Raw genomic sequence first — 20223 nt, forward strand, 5'->3', positions numbered from 1 at the left:
GAAGCCTGGATCATTGTCCGATCCGGTTGGATCGAACAATGATCTAGCCGACGGGACGGGTCGCCGCGGCCTTCTCGACCATGGCGGTCACCTCGGCGCGACGGGCGCCGGCCAGCGGCAGGCGCGGCGCGCGGACCCGCTCGGAGCCCCGGCCCATGATCTGCTCGGCCAGCTTGATGGATTGGACGAGATCATGTTCAGCGTCGAGGTGCAGCAGCGGCATGAACCAACGGTAGATCCGCAGGGCCTCGGCCAGGTCGCCGCGGTCGATGGCGGCCACAAGGGCCACCGATTCTTGTGGGAAAGCGCTGGTCAGGCCCGAGACCCAGCCGTGGGCGCCCAGCAGCAGGCCTTCCAGCGCGACATCGTCGAGGCCGGCCATCAGGATGTAGCGATCGCCGAAGACGTTGAGCAGATCGGTGAAGCGGCGGGTGTCGGGCGCGCTTTCCTTGACCGCGACGATGTTGGGCACGTCGGCCAGTCGCTGCAGCACGCTGGTGGTGATCGAAACGCGATAGGCTGGCGGGTTGTTGTAGAGCATGAGCGGCAGGCTGGTGGCCGCCGCGACCGTGCGGAAGTGGTGCTCCAGCTCCAGTTCGGTCGGAACATAGACCATGGCCGGCAGCACCATCAGGGCGTCGGCGCCGATGGTCTCGGCGTCCTTGGCGAACTTGGCGGCGCGTTCGGTGGTCATTTCCGAGACACCGACCACCACCGGAACGCGCCCCGCGACGACTTCCACGGCGGCTTTCAGCGCCGCGCGCTTCTCATCGGCGTCAAGCGAGTTGTTTTCGCCGCAGGTGCCGAGCACGATGAGCCCGTGGACGCCGTCCTTGATCAGGGCGTCGAGGACGCCCTGACTCGCCTCGAAATCGATGGACGAGTCCGCATTGAATTGAGTGGTCGCCGCTGGATAGACGCCGCGCCAGGAGATCGAATTCATACCGCTTGCACCTCTGTGATGTTCGTCTACCATATACGATATGAGATCTCGAGGTAAAGGCCTGGTGGCTGTTCAATGGGTATAGTCGTTGTCGGCGGAGGCGTGGTGGGGCTTGCCTGCGCGTTGGGTCTCCGACGCGCGGGCGCTGACGTGCTGCTCATCGACGAGGGCGCCGGTCCGTCCGCGTCATGGGGCAATGCCGGTCATATCGCCATAGAACAGGTCGAACCGATCGCCTCGATGAAGGCGCTGAAATCGGCGCCGGCGCGCTGGTTCCCGCGGGGCGGGGCGTTGGACTTCAGATTCGCCGACATCCTCTCATGGGGCGCCTGGGCGGGACGTTATGTCCAGGCCTGCGCGCCGGACGCCTTCGATCATGGGAAGGCGGCGCTCGGCGCCTTGCTGAACGACGCGGTTCCGGCCTGGCGACGTCTCGTCGCCGCGGTCGGCCGGCCGGAGCTGCTGCGCGAGCGCGGCCACATCGTCGTCTGGGAGAGCCTGGCCAGCGCCGAAAAGGGCAGGGCCGCTTGGAGCGCCGCCAATATCGGTCTTGCGCGGACGCGCGACCTGCAGGGCGTCGAGCTGCTGGAGGTCGCCAGCCGTCTGGCCGTCGCCCCGGCGGGCGGCCTGCGTTTCGAGAACAGCGGCCAGATCAGCGATCCCGGCCTGGCCCTGCGGGCGCTGCGCGACACCTTCGCGGCCCTGGGCGGAACGACACGCGCGGCGAAGGTCACGGCGCTCAGGCTCGAGGGCGGTCGCGCGGTCGTCGCGCTGGACGACGGCGAGGCGCCGCGAGCGGACCAGGTCGTCCTGGCGGCCGGCGTCGGCAGTGGGGGCCTGATGCGGGGCCTTGGCCACGTCGCGCCCATCGTCGCCGAACGCGGCTACCATATCGAAGGCGATGTGGGGGCCTGGGGCGACCTGCCGCCAGTGGTGTTCGAGGATCGGTCGATGATCGTCACCCGGTTCGGCGACCGGCTGCGAGCCGCCAGCTTCGTCGAGTTCGCCCGCCATGACGCCCCGGCCGATCCGCGCAAATGGGCCCGCCTGCATCGGCATGTGGACGAGCTGGGCCTGCCGATGGCGGCGCCGCGCAGCCAGTGGATGGGCGCGCGTCCGACCTTGCCCGACTACCTGCCGGCCATCGGCGTCAGCCGTCGCGCGCCGAACCTGATCTACGCCTTCGGCCATCAGCATCTGGGCCTGACCCTGGCGGCGACGACCGGCGAGATCGTCACCGCCCTGGCCGGCGGCGGCGTGGCGTCGGTTGACCTGACGCCCTTCGACCTCGACCGTTTCGCCCCCGGCGCCGCGCGGCGCGCCAAGGAGATCGCGGCATGACCACCGAAATTGGCGGATCCTCCGCGGAACAGGAACTCGCGGGCCTTTCGCCGCCGCCTGGCCGGCCCGCGCCGATCGACGCCGCCGAGCGTCAGGCCCGCCTGGCCAAGGCGCGGGACCTGACACGGGCGCTGGGCGCGCAGGCGCTGCTGATCGGGGCCGGCGCCAGCCTGCGCTACTTCGCCGGCGTCGCCTGGGGCGCGACCGAGCGGCTGGTCGCCATGCTGCTGCCCGTCGAGGGCGAGCCGATCATGATCTGCCCGGCCTTCGAGCTCGGCTCGCTGCGAGCCAGCCTCGGTCTCGAGGCCGAGATCCGCCTCTGGCAGGAGGACGAGGCGCCCGGAGCTTTGGTCGCCGAGACACTGAAGACGCTGAGCGTCACCACCCTGGCTTTCGACCCGGCCCTGTCGTTCCGGGCCTTCGACGATGTCCGAAAGGCCGCGCCCAACCTCGTCGTCCTCAACGCCGCGCCGGTCGTCGACGGCTGCCGGGGGATCAAGTCGCCGGCCGAGCTGGCTTTGCTGCAGTACGCCAAGAGCCTGACCCTGGAGGTCCACCGTCGCGCCGCCGCGATCCTGCGCCCTGGGATCACCACCGGCGAGGTCAAGCGCTTCATCGACGCGGCCCACCGCGCCTGCGGGGCCGACAACGGCTCGACCTTCTGCGCGGTGCAGTTCGGCGTCGCCAGCGCCTATCCGCACGGCGTGCCGGGCGAGCAGAGCCTGGCCGAGGACGACCTCGTGCTGATCGACACCGGCTGTCAGATCGACGGCTACCACTCCGACATCACCCGCACCTATGTCTTCGGAACGCCCAGCGCCGAGCATCGGCGGATCTGGGCGATCGAGCATGAGGCCCAGGCCGCCGCCTTCGCGGCCGTGCGACCCGGCGTGCCTTGCGAGGTGATCGACCAGGTGGCGCGCGACGTGCTGCAACGTCATGGCCTGGGTCCCGACTACGCCTTGCCAGGATTGCCGCATCGCACCGGCCACGGCATCGGCCTGTCGATCCATGAAGGGCCGTATCTGGTGCGCGGCGACACGACCCCGCTGGCGGTTGGCATGTGCTTTTCCAACGAGCCGATGATCGTGCTGCCCGACCAGTTCGGCGTCCGGCTCGAAGACCATTTCCATGTCACGCCCGATGGCGCGGCCTGGTTCACCAAGCCTTCGGCCTCGATCGACAGGCCATTTTCGTAAAGCGCGGACCGGCGAGGGGGCCGGGCGCGACAGCAACAGGGGACTGGGACTGATGACCTTCTGGACGCGCCGCAAGGCGCTGGACGCGGTGCTCCGCGTCGAGGAAAGCCGCCGCCTCAAGCCGACGCTCAGTTGGCCGCACCTGATCGCCCTGGGCATCGGCGCGATCATCGGCACGGGCATCTACACCCTGACCGGCATCGGCGCCGAGCGGGCCGGCCCCGCCGTGATCCTGGCCTTCGCGGCCTGCGGCGTGCTCTGCGTGTTCGCCGCCCTGACCTATGCCGAGATGGCCACCATGATCCCGGCGGCCGGCAGCGCCTACACCTACGCCTACGCCGTGCTGGGCGAGGGGCTAGCCTGGATCGTCGGCTGGAGCCTAGTGCTGGAATATTCAGTGACCTGCAGCGCCGTGGCGGTGGGCTGGTCGGGCTACATGGTCGGCCTGCTGAAAAGCGCCGGCATCGTCCTGCCGGCGGCCCTGCTGGCCGGACCGCACGGCGGCGGTATCGTCAACCTGCCGGCGGTGCTGATCGTGCTGGCGGTCACCGCCCTGCTGATCCGCGGCGCCAAGGAGAGCGCGGTGGTCAACATCGCCCTGGTGGCCATCAAGATCCTGGCCCTGGCCGTGTTCGTGTTCCTGACCATCACGGCGCTGAAGCCCGAGAACTTCACGCCGTTCATGCCCTACGGCTTCGCCTCCGAGACCGTGAACGGCCACACGCGCGGCGTCATGGCGGCCGCCGCGATCGTGTTCTTCGCCTTCTTCGGTTTCGACGCCGTCTCGACCTCGGCCGAGGAGGTCAAGAACCCCAAGCGCGACCTGACCATCGGCATCGTCGGCTCGATGATCGTCAGCACCCTGATCTACATGCTGGTCGCCACCTGCGCGGTCGGGGCCTGGGCCTATAGCGAGTTCGCCCGCAGCGGCGAGCCGCTGGCCTTCATCCTGCGCAGCCTGAACCACCCCTGGGCGGCGGTCGCCATCGCGGCGGCGGCGGTCATCGCCCTGCCCAGCGTGATCCTGGTGATGATGTTCGGCCAGACGCGGGTGTTCTTCGTGATGTCGCGCGACGGCCTGCTGCCGCACAGCCTCAGCAAGCTGCATCCCCGTCGCGGCACGCCGGTGATGCTGACCCTGATGGTCGGCGCCTTCGTGGCGGTGGTCGCGGGCCTGTTCCGGCTGGATGAGATCGCCGAGCTGTCGAACGCCGGCACCCTGCTGGCCTTCATCTGCGTGGCCGTCTGCGTGATGGTGCTGCGGGTGACCAAGCCCGACCTGCCGCGTCTGTTCCGTTGCCCGGCGGTGTGGGTCGTCGGTCCGCTGGCGGTGGTCGGCTGCCTCTACTTCATGATCAGCCTGCCGCCGGCGACGCTGGGCCGGTTCCTGGTGTGGAACCTGGTCGGCATCGTCGTCTACCTGCTCTACGGCCGTCGCAAGAGCTTCCTCAACACGCCCTCGACGGCGACCTGAGGCCCGTAACCCGTCGGCGGCGGCTGCCCGCCGCCGACGTTCTCTTCAGCGCAAGGCCGCAGCCGCCGTCAATGCGCGGCGTCGAACCAGGCCGGGCGGATGACGAAGCCCAGGCCCAGCGGGTCCGGCGCGCCGGGATAGTAGTCGGTGCTGATGATCTGCGCGCCCGAGTTGACCGAAGCCTCGAGACGGCCGAGATCGTGGTTGCGGGCCTCGGTGGTGTCGGCGTCGCTGCGGGTGCGGACCAGGAAACCCTGGGCGACCAGCGCCTTGATCATCGCCTGAGCCGGGCGCGGGTCCTGGATGTTGAACACCGCCGCCTCGGCCTGGTCGTCGGCATAGAGGCCAAACAGCATCCGGTTCTTCAGGGACGGATGGCCCGCGCGATAGGCCTCCTCGATGCGGGGATTGGCGTCCAGCACCAGCAGGACCTTGCCGCGCGCGCCGTCGACCGTGGGCCAGCCGCCGCCCGTCACGCCGTCGCGCAGGGTGGCGCGCGCGCCTCGGACGTCGTCCGGCGCGATGATCCGGTCGCGGCCGAACGCCTTGATCGCGTCGGCGTCCAGGCCGGCGAAGTCGGCCTCCGTCCACAGCGGAGGGTTCGGAATGGCCGGGGTGTTGAACGGCTCTTCCTTGGTGTTGACGAAGATCACGATCGGCTGGTGATCGGGGTGGGCCTTGGACCACGTCGCCACCTCGGCGAAGCAGTCCGACAGGCGCAGGCACAGGGTGCGGGCGTCGACGACCGGGGCGTGCAGCACCTTGGCGCCCGGCGTCTCCATGATCGCGAGCTTGGCCGGGTCGTTGGCGTAGGGGGCGGCGTAGAGGCCGCCGGCCGTGTCGGCGTAGGGATCGAATTCCAGCTGCCGGACGCCCAGATCCAGCTGGGCGGTGATCGGCGGATGGCCGTATTCGACGCCGCGCGAGCGCTCGCCCATCACCTGGCGCTGGTGCGCGAGGGCGGCGGGATCAAGCTCGGGACGGTAGCTGTTGTGCGAGCCCAGCCAACGCAGGCCGTTGATCCGCGGCGCTTCGGCCGCCTGGGTTGCGAAGGCGACGACCGACAGGGCGGCGGCGAGAAACAGCGGGCGCATGGCGACCTCATGGGAAGGAAAGGGCGCGGACCGATCGGCGTGCGACCGGTCCGCGCGAGGTGACGACCTCTAAGAGCAGAGGGCGTTCAGGGGAGGGGTCAGAACTTGCCGCGGAGCGTCAGCGAGACCGTGCGGCCCCAGTGATAGATCTCCATCGGCTGGTCCTTGGTCTTGCCGTAGGTGAAGCGGACCTCGTCAGTCAGGTTCGAACCTTCCAGGGTCACCGCGTATTGCGGGGTGATCTGGTAGGAGAGCGATCCGTCCAGCGAGCCGTAGGGGGCGATATAGGACTGGGCGGTGGTGGTGCTGCCGATCGACTGCAGATACCGCGAGCGCCAGAACCAGCCGAGGCGGGCGCTGATCGGGCCCTTCTCGTAGTAGCCGACCAGATTGTAGCTCTGCTTGGACAGGCCCACGAGGTCGTCCTTGATCTGGCGGTTGCCGGCGAAATAGTTCGCCTTGCTGTCCACCAGGGTCACCGAGGCCTGCACGCCGAAGCCGTCGAAGGGGCCGGGCAGGAACGACAGCGACTGGTTGTAGGCGGCTTCGAAGCCGCGCACCTCGGCGTCGCCGCCGTTGACGCTGGCCGACAGCAGCACGTCGCCGCGGCCGGGCACCTGGATCGTGGTGTTCTGGGCGGTGATGTAGTTGTCCATCGTCTTGATGAACACCGCGGCGGTCACGGCCGTGGTCGGGGCCGGATACCACTCCAGCGAGGCGTCGTACTGGTCGGCCAGGAACGGATCCAGGTCCGGGTTGCCGCCCGAGGCCGTCGGCGAGTCGCGGCTGACGCTGATGCGCGGGGCGCTGTCGGTGACGTTGGGACGGTTGACGACGCGCGAAGCCGACAGGCGGCCGACCAGGTCGTCACGCAGGTCGAGCTTGACGTTCAGGCTGGGCAGCCAGTTCTTGTATTCCTTCAGATAGCCCACCGGCACCGGCGTCGAGCCGCTGGTCAGCGTGCCGCTGGCCAGTTGCTTGGTCTCGGCGTAGCGGACGCCCAGATTGCCGCTGACCGGCACGCCGCCCAGGTCGAACTTGAAGTCGCCGCGCACATAGGCGCTGTGGATCTTCTGGTCGACGATGAACGAGTTGCGCAGGTCGGCCGCCGACCACGGCTGGGCCGCCACGGCCGAGGTGAACATCTTGTTGTAGTAGGCGTCGCTGGTCGGGGTGACCCAGGTGCGCGGCGTATTGCCGGCGAAGTCCTTGAGGAAGCCCTTGTAGGGCATGGCCTCGTAGAAGCTGGCGCCCAGGGTGGTCAGCGGCGTGTTCAGGATGTCGTTCAGCACCCAGTCGCGACGCAGGTACGTGCGGTTCATGTTGTGCTGTTCGGCGCCGAACGCGATCTTGGTGAACCAGCCCGAGAAGACGCGCGCGCCGTCCAGGCGGAACGTCTCGTCGCTGTCTCGCGAATCCTTCCAGGTGTAGTCGAACGCCTGGCCCACGAAGTTGGCCGGGTTGGTGTAGTCGACGGTGGTGGTCAGCTGCGGGATCGACGTCGACCCGCGCGAGAAGTCGAAGCTCAGCGGCGCGAAGAACGCGATGCGGTCGCGGGTCGTGGCCTTGCCGTCCGGATGGTAGCTGCGGGCGCGCGAATAGCCGTACTCGGCGTTGAACGTCCAGGCGCCCGGCGTCCAGGCCTGCTTGATGCCGAAGATCGTCAGATCGTGGCGGTTCATGCTGGTCTCGCGCGAGGCCATCCAGCGCACGTTGTTGATCGTGCCGGCCACGACGGTGTCGCCGACGACCTTCTGGCTGCCGGCCACGAACTGAGGCGTCGCGAAGGTGGCGTCGTCCGGATAGATGTCGAGGCCGAACTCGTCGTAGTCGACGTCCAGCCGGGTCACCAGCAGGTCGACGTCGGTCTGGAAGTCGCTGTTGGGCTTCCACTGACCCGAGATGGCGCCCGAATAGAGCTTGCGGTGCTCGGTCTCGACGGTCGGACGCGTGCGGGTGGGCGTGTAGAGGCCCGAGCCCAGCGTCGATTTGAACTTATCGAGGTTCCAGCCGACCATGTACAGGCGGTCGTTGCGCACGTGACGCTCGTCATAGAGGCCCGAGGCCAGCACGCCGATGGTCTTGTCGGCGTTGGTCCAGCTGCCCAGGCCCGAGACCGACGGGTCGGCCTTCTTGCGCACGTCGTTGTAGGTTTCGCGCACCGAGAAGGCGGCCTTCTTGCCCAGGTCGAACGGCTTGAAGGTCTTGATGTTGATATTGCCGCCCAGGGCGCCCTCGTCCATGTCGGCGGTCGGGGTCTTCACGACCTCGATCTGCGAGATCAGTTCGGCGGGCAGCACCTCGAAGCGGAACTGACGGCCCTTGGCGCCGCCGTTCTCGATCAGGTCGTTGACGGCGATCGAGCGGCCGTTCAGCTCGGTGTACTGGAACTGCGGGCCCAGGCCCCGGACGCTGACATAGAGGCCCGCGCCGCGCTGGCGGTCGATGGTGACGCCGGTGACCAGCTGCAGCGCCTCGGCGGCGTTGCGGGTCGGGAATTTGCCGATGTCCTCGGCGTTGACGGCGTCCAGGCCGTACGCGGCCGAGCGCTTCAGGGCGGCGGCGGCCTGCAGGCTCTTGCCATACGAGGTGATGATGACGGCGTCGACGGCGTCGGCCGGTTCGGCGGCGGCCGGCGCGACCGCGGCGGTGTCGGCGGCCTGGGCATGGCCCGCGCCGAGGGCGGCGAAGGCGAGGACGGCGACGGCGCCCGCGCAGGGCGCGGACAGGAACTTCGAGTTGGACATGGTATCCCCCGGTCTTTGCTGGGCCCGCGGGGAGGCGCGGGTCAGGGCAGAAGAACGGAAGGGACGACGTCGAACCTCAGTCCGGCATCGGTGAAATATTTGCGACGATCCTGTTGAAAAGTCTGGATTTTATCCGTGCCGAGACGAACCGGCGACCGGAGACAGCTTCAGGTCTCCCTCGGGCGTGAGGCGCGCGCGCACCGGAAGCAGGGCCTCCAGGGCCGCGCCGACGTCGTCCATCCGGCCGATGTCCAGCGAGCCCGAGAGGCGCAGGCGGGCCAGCGCGGGATCCGTCAGCGCGATGTGACGGCCCGAGGCGCGCGACAGCCGCTCGGCCGCTTCGGACAGGCTGACATCGGCCAGCACGACGCGGCCGTCGGTCCACGCCGCATCGCCCTTCACGTCGCCGGCCTGGGCGTCGCCGCCCACCCCGGATGTCCCGACATAGCGCTGGCCGGGACGCAGCAGCACGCTGGCCGCGCCCGGCTGGCTGACGCGTAGCGAGCCCTCGACCAGCGACACGGTCAGCCGACCGCCGCCGGCCACGTTGAAGCGGGTGCCCAGCACCGTGAGCGTCCGGCCCGCCGTCGCCACCTCGAACGGCCGGGTCTTGTCGTGGGCGACCTCGAAGAAGGCGTCGCCGGCGTCCAGCGAAACATCTCGGGCGCGCGCCTTGAAGCGCGTGGTCAGTCGGCCGCCCGGACTGAGCACCACGTGGCTGCCGTCGGCGAGGGTCAGGCGGGCCGAGGCGTGGGCCGGCGCGACATAGGTATCGACCCGCGGCTGCACCTTAAGGACCACGCCGACGACCAGGGCGGCGGCCAGCAGGGCCAGGCCCGCGATCAGCGGGCGCCGGTCCGGCGCGGCGGGGCGGTCCAGGCGCGCCTCTCGACGGACCTCGCGGCGCAGGGCGCGCACGGTCGGATCCTCGGCGGCCAGACCCATGGCCAGCCACACCTCGCGCGTCCGGGCGATTTCCTCGCGCGCCTCGGCGGAGGACGCCGACCAGGCGTCCAGCGCGGCCTGTTCGGCGGCGCTCAGCGGACGGGTCAGGCTGGCCGCCATCAGGCGGCGGGGATCCATGTCGTCGTCAGGCGTCATGCGCGGTCTCGATCGCTTCGCGCAGGCGCGTCAGGGCGTTCATCATGTGCTTCTCGACGGCGCTGAGCGACAGGTTCAGCCGCGCCGCCGCCTCGGCTTGGGTCAGGTTCTCGAAGCGGCACAGCACGAAGACCGCGCGCGCGTTCGGGTGCAGGTCGTCCAGGGCCGCCACCAGCTTGGCCAGCCGCTCGCGTCCGGCCAGGGTCGCCTCGGCCGTGGGCTCGTCGGCGGGGAGGGCGGGGTCGACCTCGACGTGGCGTCCCCGCTGGCGCGAGCGCTGATGCCGCTCGTGGTCGACCAGGGCGTTGGCGGCGACCGTGAACACCAGTCCGTCCGGATTGCCCCAATGCAGGCGCGAGAACCGCTGCGACAGTCGCATGAAGACCTCCTGCGTCAGGTCCTCGGCGTCCTCGACACCGACCGACCGGCGCTGGAAGAAACGCAGCAACGGGCGACGATAGCGCGACACCAGCGCCTCGAAGCGCGGCGCTTCCAGCGGCGGATTGGCCGGGGCCGACTCGCTGGGCCCGTCGGGCGGATCGGCGCGCGTCCCCGCGCCACGGAAGGTCAGAACGCCCATCTCATCCTCGCGGACAGGTACCGGCCCCAGTGATGGATCTCCATCGGCTGGTCGCGGGTCTCGCCATAGACGTAGCGGCGGGCGTCGGTCAGGTTGACGCCCTCCAGGGAAAGGGTGGCGCGGCGGTTCAGCCGCCACGAGGCCGCCCCGTCCAGCGATCCGAACGCCGCCGTGGTGGCCGGCGCCGTGATCGAACTGCCGATCGAGGTCAGATAGGAACCGCGCCAGTTGTAGCCGAGTCGCACCGACCCCCGACCCTTCTCGTAGAACACCAGGGCGCTGTAGGTGGCGCGCGACAGGCCGAGCAACGCGTTACGGATCACCCGGTCGCCGGCGAAGTAGTTGGCCTGGCTGCGCACCAGGGTCGCCGCGCCCTGGACGCCGAGACCGTCCCACGGCGCGGGCAGGTCGCGGAACACCCGGCTGAAGGTCAGCTCCAGACCCTGGATCCGCGCCTGCCCGCCGTTGACGTTGGTCGACAGCAGCACCTGGCCGCGTCCGGGCACCTCGATGAAGGTGTTCTGGGCGGTGATGTAGTCGTCCAATCTTCGATCGAAGATCGCGAGGGCCAGGGCCCCGCCTGTCGGGAAATACCACTCGGCCGAGGCGTCCAGCTGGGTGGCCAGGAACGGATCCAGCTCGGGATTGCCGCCGTTGGCCGTCGGGGTGTCGCGGGCGACGGAGATGCGCGGGGCGTTGTCGATGACGTTGGGCCGGCTGACCACGCGCGAGGCGGCCAGGCGCAGATAGACGCGCGGCGACAGTTCGATCTTCAGATTGGCGCTGGGCAGCCAGTCGCCATAGGCCTTGCGCCATTCGGCGGGCAGGGGGTCGGAGCCGCTGGACAGCACGCCCCGGGAGACCTGGCGCGTGGCGGCGTAGCGAACGCCCAGATTGCCGTCGATCGGCCAGCCGAACGCGGAAGCCTGAAAGTCGAGGCGGGCATAGGCCGAGCGGATGTTCTCCTCGACCACGAAGGAGTTGCGCAGGTCGGCGGTGGACGGCGGACGCGCGGCGACGTCTGGCGTGTAGAGCAGCGTGTAGAAGGCCTGGGCGTTCGGCGCGACCCAGTTGCGCGGCAGGTCCGAGCCGACGCCCGACAGGAAGTCCGCGAACGGCGTCGGGCCGTAGGCCGAGGTCCCCAGGCTGGTCAGCGGCTGGCCCATCAGGGTGTCCAGGGTCCAGTCGCGTCGGCGATAGTCGCGGGCCCGCCGGTGGCGCTCGACGCCCAGGGTGAGGTCGAACGCGCCGATGGGCCGAGCGAGGTCCAGCTTGACGGTCTCGTCGACGTCGCGGGAGTCCTTGAAGGTGTAGTCGAACGACTGGCCGACGAAGTTGGCCGGATTGGCGTAGTCGACCGTCGTGCGCAGATCCGGGCCGCCAGTGAGGCCGTGGCTGAAATCGTAGGTCAGGGGCGCGAAGAAGGCGACGCGCGCGCGGACGGTGCCGCGACCGTCGGGGTGGTAGCTGCGCGCCCGCGAATAGCCCCAGTCGCCATCGACCGTCCAGGCGCCGGGCGTCCAGCGCAGATGACCGCCCAGGGCGACCAGGTCGTGGCGGTTCAGGCTGATCTCGTGCGAGGCCATCCAGCGGACGTTGTCGATGGTCCCGGCCTGGACGGTGTCGCCCTTGACGCGTTGCGTGCCCGCCACGAAGCGGGGGCTCGAGACCGACGGGTCGTCCGGATAGATGTCCAAGCCGTACTCGTCGTAGTGGGCGTCCAGGCGCGTGGCCAGGAGGTCGAAGTCAAGGCCGAGACGGTTCGTCGGCCGCCACTGCAGGGCGAAATCGCCGGACGCCATGCGTCGGTCCTCCAGCTCCACCGTCGGCCGCGTCCGGGTCGGGGTGTAGAGCCCCGGTCCCAGCACCGACCCGAACCGGTCCAGGTTCCAGCCGGTCTGGTAGAGCCGATCGTTGCGGATCCGCCGTCGATCGACCACGCCGCTGGCCAGTACGCCCAGGCGGCCGCTGGCATCGACCCAGCTCCAGACCCCCGACACCGACGGATCGACCTTGCCGACGCGTCCCTCGGAGGCGCGCACCGACACCACCGAGCGCTTGCCGCGATCCAGCGGCTTGAAGGTGCGCACGTCGATGTCGCCGCCTAGCGCGCCTTCGTCCATGTCGGCGGTGGTGGTCTTGACCACCTCGATCTGGTCGATGACGTCGGCGGGCAGCACCTCGAAGCGGAACTGGCGTCCCCGAAAGCCGCCGTTCTCGACGAGATCATTGAGCGCGATGGGACGACCGTTCAGCAGCACGTTCTGGAACTGCGGCCCCAGGCCTCGGACGCTGACATAGAGGCCCACGCCGCGATGGCGCTCCAGGCTGACGCCCGGCGCCAGCTGCAGGGCTTCGGCGGCGTTGCCGGCGGGCAGGCGGGCGATGTCCTCGGCGCTGACGGCGTCCAGCCCGTGGACGGCGGTCCGCTTGAGGGCCAGCGACCGGTCGAGACTGGCCGCATACGCGGCGATCACGGTTACGGGCTCGACCTCGGTCCGCGTCGGAGGCTCCGGGAGCGGCGGGCGGGCGGTGTTGACGGTCCCCGAGCGCTCGACCACGAAGACGCCGCGACGGACCTCGCGCACATGGGCCGGCGCGTCCGCCAACAGGAGCTCGATCGCCCGGCGTGTCGAGACGAAACGCGGCGGCTTTCGCCCCGATCGGTCGACGACGAGGTCGGGCGGGAAGAGGATCTGCACGTTCCTTTCGGCGGCCAGCGTGTTCAGGCTGTCGCCAAGCCCGCTCTGCGCGGCCTGCGCCCCACTCGACGCGGCCAGCAGGGCGAGCCCGATCGTGCAAGGGAGTAAGGTTGGGGACATGCCAAGCGGGAGGGCGCGCGGCTCGAAGCCGAGGCCTCCTTAGCGAGCGGGTATGACAGTCGGACGACAGTCCGGCGGCGGCTGGCTACTGGTTCTTGAACTTGTCCCAGTGTTCGAAGTCGAAGGTCGGTTTCGGGCGGGTCGGCCGGACCTCGAACACCAGGGTGTCGCGGGACGGCGCGCCCTGGTCGCGGGTGACCGTGACGACCGCCGTGTGCATCCCTTCGGCCATGTCCCTGGGCAGGTCGTAGCGCCAGATGTGCGGCGAGTGGTCGGCGCGTGAGCCGCGCGGCTGAGGCGGCATCGGTGGCAGGCGCTTCTGGCGACCCTGGACGTAGCCTTGCGCTTCCGGATCGCCCGAGCGGCTCTGGATCGCGGCGCGGGCCATGGTCAGCTGGCGCTGCAGGGCGAACGGATCCGACCAGGCCGCGCCGCTGTGGACGGTTTCGCCCTTCATGTCCTGGGTGCGGGTCATCGGCCGGGACGCGCCGCCGTCGATGGCGACCAGGACCTTGGTCGTGGAGTCGCCCATCCACACGTCGGCGGTCAGCCAACTCTGGCCGGCCAGGTCGGTTGGGGTCAGCAGCTTGACGTCCGGCAGGTCCTGGACGCTGAGCGGCGGCACGGGATCGCGCTTGTCCTCGGGCGCGTCGCGCCAGGCGAAGATCTTCTCGGCCCAGTCGCGGAAGGCCGGGGTGCTGACCGACAGCCACATGGCCCGGTCGCGCGGCAGGCCGCTGGCGCGGTAGTCGAGCGTGTAGTTCGTCCCTTTGACCGCGAAGTCGACATAGCCGCGCGGCGAGCCGTCGCCCTGGATGCTCATCGGCGCGCCGTCGATGTCGTAGTCGCCGCCCCACCAGTCGCCGGCCACGGCGCCGGCCACCAGGTGGCGGAACGGGATGGTCGAGACGCCGACATTCTCTTTCCAGCCGGCCATCGAGTCGCCGGGCGCCATGTTCTCCAGCGTGTGGCTATGACCGGTCAGCGACAGGGCCGGACGTCCTTTGACCAGGGCGTAGAGCTCGTCGAGATTGGCCGTCTGGTGGGGCTGTGACTCGCTATTGTCGAAGCCGACGAACGGGATGTGGGCGGCGAACACGACCAGCTTCTTCGGATCGGTCGTTTTCAGCACGTTCTCGATGAAGGCCATCTGGTCGGGCAGCAGGCGGCCGGCATAGGTCTTCCAGTACTGCTTGCAGAACGGCCGCTCGCGCGCCTCGCGGGGGTCCTCGCCGCAGGGGAACGAGACGTTGTCCAGCACGATGAACACCGCCTGGCCGATCTCGAACGCGTAGTTGTTGGGACCGTACAGCCGCCGCCAGGTGTCGGAGCTGTCGATGTCGTGGTCGGCGTCGTGGTCGTAGTCGTGATTGCCCTGCACCCACCATTGCGGAACGCCGATCGCGCCCATCACCTCGGCCGTGCGCGGGATCAGGTGCAGGTCGTCGCTGACGATGTCGCCCAGGGCCAGCAGGCAGGCCGGCTTCTTGGGCGCGTTCACCAGTTCGCGGGCCAGCGAGTCGCGGACATAGCCGACCTCGATATTGGACGCCGGCTGCACGTCGCCCAGCACCGCGCAGTCGAAGGTTTGACCGGTTTCTGTGGGAATGATCGGAAAATTGATCGCCGAGGGCAGGGGGCCGGTCGGCGGCAGGCCGCCGTAGCGCAGGGCCTTGGGCGTGCCGGCCGGCTTGTGCTGGTAGGCGAACCGCGGAACCCAGCGTGTGTCGGTGGGCACGCGCCAGCCGCTGGGCTGGATCACGAACACCGCCATGTCCGGGCGGACCGGGAGAACGTAGCGGCCGGCCTTGTCGGTCAGCGCCACTTCTCGGCTGTTGGAGACCTTCACCCCGGCCACGCCGTGCTCGCCCGCGTCGAGGCGGCCGTTGTGGTTGACGTCATCGAACACCACGCCGGCGATCGTCCTGTCGTCCGGCCGCGCGTCGCGGCGCACGTCGATGTCGGCGAAATAGGGCGTCGTCGGGCTGGCCGGCGCGGCCAGGGCGGCGCTGGCGCATCCGCCGAGGATCATCGCGCACAGCAGGGTGATCGGCAGGGAAGTCTTGGTCACGACAGGCCTCTTGGCTGAAGACGCCCCTGTTTGGCGGACGTCTGACACATCCCGATGAAGCCCGCGCGATGATGTCGATCTGACCGCCATCGGAGGGCTTCGGTGTGGGGATTTGAGGGTTTTGTGGTCAATATGCTCACAAAGCGCAAGCCAATCTCGCGTGACATGAACATGAAATCAACAAATGTCACATCACATCCACAAATCGCGCCTAAGAGAGACCGTGGCGAGGGGGCAGCGGCCGGCAGGACGGTCGCAACGCTCGTCGGGCACAAATTTCTCTTTGGGAGAGTCGGTCGTGAGGCAACAAACTCGAGCCGGGCGGCGCCTGAGCGGCGTTCTGGCGTTGCGGGCGCTGGCCCTGGTCAGCACCAGCATTACGGCGGTGGCGCTGATGACGGCGCCGGCGTTCGCCGAGGACTACACCAACGTCCAGGCCTCGGGCCGCGTGCAGTCGGCGGAAGGTAAGCCGATCGCCGGGGCGGTGGTCCAGCTGACCTCGGAAGCCCTGGGCGTGAAGCGTTCGGCGACCACCAACGCCAGCGGCGCCTATGTCATCCCGCAGCTGGCCCCGGGGGCCTATGCGGTGTCGGTGTCCGCCGACGGCTATGACGCCTATACGGAAGCGGGCGTGCTGATCAGCCGCGCGGGGGCGTCGAACCTCTTCACCCTGGCGCCGGTCGGCTCGGTCGAGGCCATCGTGGTCAAGGCCGGCCGCATGCGCACGCCGGACTTCGAGATCACCACCACCGGCGCGGCGATCGAGATCGGCGAACTGGTCGAGCGCGTGCCGGTCGGCCGCTCGCTGCGCGACATCGCCCTGATGTCGCCGGGCGTCGTGCAGGGCTCGTCCTCGGCCAACGGGACCTTCGCCAACCAGATCTCGATCTCGGGCGCCAGCTTCATCGAGAACGCCTTCTTCGTGAACGGCCTGAACATCACCAACTTCCGCATGGGCCTGCTGCCCGTGGAAGTGCCGTTCGACTTCTACAAGTCGGTGGAAGTGAAGACCGGCGGCTATCCGGCCGAGTTCGGCCGCTCGACCGGCGGCTTCGTCAACGCCGTCACCAAGTCAGGCACCAACGTCTTCCACGGCGGGGTGACGGCGACCTGGGAGCCAGGCGACCTGCGCGACAGCGCCCCCAACACCTTCCGCAACAATTTCCAGGACTCCACGTCCAGCCGCGAGGAGTGGGTGGCCGAGCTGGGCGGGCCGATCATCAAGGACCGCCTGTTCTTCTACGGCCTCTACAACCAGCGCAAGCTGAAGAGCTTCACGCCCCAGGCCAACGGTAACAACGCCACCCGGGTCAGCGACGACGCGCCGTTCTGGGGCGGCAAGCTGGACGGCTGGCTGACCTCCAAGCAGCACCTGGAGTTCACCTATTTCGACACCACCAAGGACGTGCGTAATCGCAGCCTGAACTACGATCCCACGACCAAGGCGGTCGGGGCGGAGACGGGCGGCACCAACCAGCGCTCAGGCGGCGAAAACTATATCGGCCGCTACACCGGCACCTTCACGCCCTGGTTCACCCTGTCGGCGGCCTACGGCGTCAACAAGTTCCGCGACGGCCAATTGCCGTTGGATACGACCCACGAGCAGGTCGTCGACTACCGAAGCAACACGGCGGGGGTGAACATCGGTCTGAACAAGGTCACCGACGCCCAGTCGTTCAACGACGACAAGCGCACGTTCTATCGCGCCGACGCCGATTTCAACTTCGACCTGTTCGGCGCTCACCACCTGCGGATCGGCTACGACCACGAGAAGAACACGGCGACCCAGTTCTTCGAGACGATCGGACGGGGGGCCTTCAAGCTGTACCGCTCGAACGGTTCGGATCAGAGCAATCTGCCGGCCGGCGTCGAGTACGTGACGACCCGCGTCTATCGCAACAGCGGCAGCTTCGGCACCGTCAACCAGGCGTTCTACGCCCAGGATCAGTGGTCGCTGTTCAACGACCGACTGCAGGTCGAGGCCGGCGTCCGCAACGATCGCTTCGACAACCGCAACGCCGAGAACAAGAGCTTCTACGACCCGGGCGACCAGTGGGCGCCGCGCCTGTCGGTCTCCGGCGACCCCTTCGGCGACGGCAAGTCCAAGCTCTACGGCTTCTTCGGCCGCTACTACCTGCCGCTGCCCAGCGACCTGTCGCTGAAGTTCGCCGGCTCGCTGGTGACCTACACTCGCTACAACCTGCTGAACGGCGTCGGCGCCAACGGCGACCCGACGATCGGCGCGGCGATCACCACGGCCAACGGCGTCTCGGCCTGTCCGGACACCAAGGTGTCGAACTGCCTGGTCTCGGCCTCGGGCCTCGTCGCGGACACCGCCGAGTCCATCGCTCACAACCTCAAGCCGCAGTCGGCCGACGAGTTCGTGCTGGGCTATGAGCGCCGGGTCGGCGACCTGATCAAGGTGGGCGCCTATTTCACCCACCGCGAGCTGAACAACATCGTCGAGGACGTGGCCATCGACACCGGCGCGCGCGCCTACTGCGTGAAGGCCGGCTTCTCCGCCGCTCAGTGCCAGTCGAGCTTCGGCGGCGGTCGCCAGTGGGTGATCGTCAATCCGGGCGAGGACGTGAAGATCCGCCTCAACAGCCTGCCGGACGGCTCCAAGCCGGTCGTCACCCTGTCAGCGGCGGACCTGACCTATCCCAAGCCCAAGCGCGACTACAACGCCATGACCTTCACCTTCGACCGGGCGTTCGACGGTCAGTGGTCGGTCTCGGGGTCGTACACCTGGGCCAGCCTGAAGGGGAACTACGAGGGCGGCGTGCGCTCGGAGAACGGCCAGCTGGCGATCAACACCACGGCCGACTTCGACTCGCCGGGCTTCCTGAACGGCGCCGACGGCTACCTGCCCAACCACCGTCGCCACACGTTCAAGGCCTATGGCAGTTACAAGGTCAACGACTGGCTGACCCTGGGCGGCAACGGCCTGGTGCAGTCACCGCGCAAGTACAGCTGCATCGGCATCGTGCCCAAGGCCGTCGACGCCACCGCCTATGGCTATCAGGGCTACGGCTTCTACTGCCAGGGCAAGGTGGTCGAGCGCGGCTCGGCCTTCGAGGGTGACTGGGTGACCCAGTTCAACGCCTCGGCGGTGGTGACCCTGCCGACGCCGGGCGACCGGTTCGACGCCTCGCTGCGGCTGGACGTCTTCAACCTGTTCAATTCGCACGCGGTGACGGCCTATCACGAGTTCGGCGACGTGGGCGGCAGCGGCGTGGCGGACACCAACTTCCGCAAGCCGGTCGACTACCAGACCCCGCGCTACGCGCGGATCCAGTTGCGCGTCGCCTTCTAGGACGCGCGCGTCCCCGGCCGGTCCCCCCATTTCCCCGCCGGCCGGGGGCGCACTTCATGTATCGGGACTCACGGCATAGTGTCGCGCGGCCCGCGGAGACGGACAGAGAATGCTCAAACGCTACGATCGTCAGCGCGATATCCTGAACCTGCTGGAGCCGAACCAGACGCGCGCCATCACCGACATCGCCAAGGCGCTGTCGGTCTCGGAAGAGACGATCCGGCGCGAGCTGCGGGTGATGGAGGAGGCCGGGACGATCGTGCGCCTGCACGGCGCCGTCCGCCTGCCGCCGCAGGAGATCGAAGGCCCGTTCGATCTGCGCATGCAGAAGAACGTCGCCGGCAAGACCCGGATCGCCGAGGCGGTCGTCAAGTTCATCTCGGACGGCGACACCCTGTTCCTCGACAGCGGCTCGACGTCCTGCTTCGTGGCCAAGGCCCTGGGCGAGCACCGCCAGCTGAAGATCATCACCAACTCCCTGGCCGTGGCGCAGGCGGTGCGCAAGGATCGGGGCCACACCCTGTTCCTGGCCGGCGGCGAGCTGAACGCGGCCTACCAGTCGTTCTCCGACCGCCACGCCCAGGACTTCCTGGCGGGCTTCCGGCCCAGCCTGTCGGTCCTCACCGTCGGCGCGGTCAGTCTGGAGCATGGCCTGATGGACCATTCGCCCAGCGAGGCGATCATGAGCCGCATCGCCTATTCGACGGCCAACCGGGTGCTGCTGGCGGTGGACGAGGGCAAGTTCGGCCGCATCGGCCTGGTCCACACCGCCTCGTTGAAGGACGTCGACATCCTGGTCACCGACGCCGCGCTGAGCCCGGCGTTCCAGGACGCCTTTTCCCATGCCGAGGTCGTGGTCGCCTAGGGGCCGCCGCCGGGCTTGTGAGCTATCGGGCGCTCAGGTCGACTGCGCGGCGCTTTGGCGCCAGGCGCGGGTCGCGAACTCCGCGCTCCACAGCGCCGCCAGGATCGCCGAGACGACGAGCAGGGCGTTGAAGCCGCGCTCCCATACCAAGCGCTGGTCCACCGCCTTGAGGACGGGGAGGGTGGTGCAGTGGCCTTCCGCCTTCACGGGGGACGGGCGTTTCAAGGCTTCTCGACGGGCCAGGCGCTCGCTGGTGGCGCGCACTTCGACGCATCGCGTCCAATCGTCTCCAGGGGCGATGGCGTAGGACTTCAAGGGCGGGTCGCGCAGAAGATCCGTGACCGAAAAGCCGACGGCGCCGACATAGGCGATCGCGCACAGCGCCATCAGAAGCTTTCGGCTGACCACGTCGACGTTCCAATTCTAACGGAGGCGGAGAACCCGCGGAGATCGTCGGTCCGAACCCTTGGGGCGCCCGGCAATTTGCTGATGGCGTAGGGCGTTCCCGCTTCGGGACCTTGGGACCGTTCGCTCGGGAACCTGTCCGAATGGCGTGATTGCGCGCCTCGGGGAACTCGTAGCACGGACAGCCGTGCGACGGGCAAATGATTGCGTCTCGGGCGCATCGCCGGGGCGTATGGATCGGCCCGCGTCATGAACCTGTCACGCG

13 protein-coding genes are annotated in these 20223 nt (G+C 68.8%); 5 read left to right on the forward strand and 8 right to left on the reverse strand.

Going from position 1 to position 20223, the window contains the following annotated elements; genetic code table 11:
- Positions 1-43 precede the first annotated feature (43 nt).
- Positions 44-943 carry a dihydrodipicolinate synthase family protein gene (locus tag AC07R7_RS16720; protein WP_494635945.1) on the reverse strand — a complete coding sequence of 300 codons (900 nt, stop codon included), beginning with the start codon at positions 941-943 and terminating at the stop codon, positions 44-46.
- A gap of 75 nt (positions 944-1018) precedes the next feature.
- Between AC07R7_RS16720 and AC07R7_RS16725 the strand changes: the two genes are divergently transcribed.
- From AC07R7_RS16725 to AC07R7_RS16735, 3 genes are read left to right on the forward strand one after another with little or no spacing between them, the layout of a single operon-like run.
- Positions 1019-2284 carry an NAD(P)/FAD-dependent oxidoreductase gene (locus AC07R7_RS16725; RefSeq protein ID WP_494635946.1) on the forward strand — a complete coding sequence of 422 codons (1266 nt, stop codon included), beginning with the start codon at positions 1019-1021 and terminating at the stop codon, positions 2282-2284.
- Positions 2281-3483, forward strand: coding sequence for a M24 family metallopeptidase (locus AC07R7_RS16730; RefSeq protein ID WP_494635947.1), 1203 nt, complete (start codon positions 2281-2283; stop codon positions 3481-3483). Before AC07R7_RS16725 ends, AC07R7_RS16730 begins: the two co-directional genes overlap by 4 nt.
- 52 nt (positions 3484-3535) lie before the next feature.
- Positions 3536-4957 (forward strand): amino acid permease, encoded by a 1422-nt coding sequence (locus AC07R7_RS16735; RefSeq protein WP_492884047.1) that lies wholly within the window; start codon positions 3536-3538, stop codon positions 4955-4957.
- A 68-nt stretch (positions 4958-5025) separates the two neighbouring features.
- On the opposite strand, the gene AC07R7_RS16740 is transcribed toward AC07R7_RS16735, so the two are convergent.
- The 6 genes from AC07R7_RS16740 to AC07R7_RS16765 all read right to left on the reverse strand — a co-directional run bounded on the left by AC07R7_RS16740 (position 5026) and on the right by AC07R7_RS16765 (position 15372).
- The gene (locus tag AC07R7_RS16740) at positions 5026-6051 is read right to left on the reverse strand and encodes a phosphatidylinositol-specific phospholipase C domain-containing protein (protein ID WP_494635948.1); all 1026 of its coding nucleotides are present in this window, start codon (positions 6049-6051) and stop codon (positions 5026-5028) included.
- 98 nt (positions 6052-6149) lie between these two features.
- Complete coding sequence (locus AC07R7_RS16745) at positions 6150-8798, reverse strand: TonB-dependent receptor (RefSeq protein WP_494635949.1); 2649 nt, start codon at positions 8796-8798, stop codon at positions 6150-6152.
- A gap of 129 nt (positions 8799-8927) precedes the next feature.
- Positions 8928-9899 carry a FecR family protein gene (locus AC07R7_RS16750; protein WP_494635950.1) on the reverse strand — a complete coding sequence of 324 codons (972 nt, stop codon included), beginning with the start codon at positions 9897-9899 and terminating at the stop codon, positions 8928-8930.
- A complete protein-coding gene (locus AC07R7_RS16755) occupies positions 9889-10479 on the reverse strand; it encodes an RNA polymerase sigma factor (RefSeq protein WP_492839522.1) in 591 nt (196 codons plus the stop codon). Before AC07R7_RS16755 ends, AC07R7_RS16750 begins: the two co-directional genes overlap by 11 nt.
- Positions 10467-13181: a TonB-dependent receptor gene (locus AC07R7_RS16760; protein WP_494635951.1), complete on the reverse strand. Its 2715-nt coding sequence runs from the start codon at positions 13179-13181 to the stop codon at positions 10467-10469. The genes AC07R7_RS16755 and AC07R7_RS16760 overlap by 13 nt, the downstream gene beginning before the upstream one ends.
- Before the next feature lie 205 nt (positions 13182-13386).
- A complete protein-coding gene (locus AC07R7_RS16765; protein WP_494635952.1) occupies positions 13387-15372 on the reverse strand; it encodes a calcineurin-like phosphoesterase C-terminal domain-containing protein in 1986 nt (661 codons plus the stop codon).
- Positions 15373-15670: 298 nt separating this feature from the next.
- Here AC07R7_RS16765 and AC07R7_RS16770 point away from each other — a divergent pair, with 298 nt between their 5' ends.
- Complete coding sequence (locus tag AC07R7_RS16770; protein WP_494635953.1) at positions 15671-18688, forward strand: TonB-dependent receptor; 3018 nt, start codon at positions 15671-15673, stop codon at positions 18686-18688.
- Positions 18689-18797: 109 nt separating this feature from the next.
- Positions 18798-19553 carry a DeoR/GlpR family DNA-binding transcription regulator gene (locus AC07R7_RS16775; RefSeq protein ID WP_494635954.1) on the forward strand — a complete coding sequence of 252 codons (756 nt, stop codon included), beginning with the start codon at positions 18798-18800 and terminating at the stop codon, positions 19551-19553.
- A 33-nt stretch (positions 19554-19586) separates the two neighbouring features.
- Here AC07R7_RS16775 and AC07R7_RS16780 read toward each other — a convergent pair whose 3' ends face one another.
- The gene (locus AC07R7_RS16780) at positions 19587-19961 is read right to left on the reverse strand and encodes a hypothetical protein (protein WP_494635955.1); all 375 of its coding nucleotides are present in this window, start codon (positions 19959-19961) and stop codon (positions 19587-19589) included.
- Positions 19962-20223: the final 262 nt, after the last annotated feature.

The sequence above is a fragment of the Caulobacter sp. GW821-FHT05F04 genome (assembly GCF_059419665.1).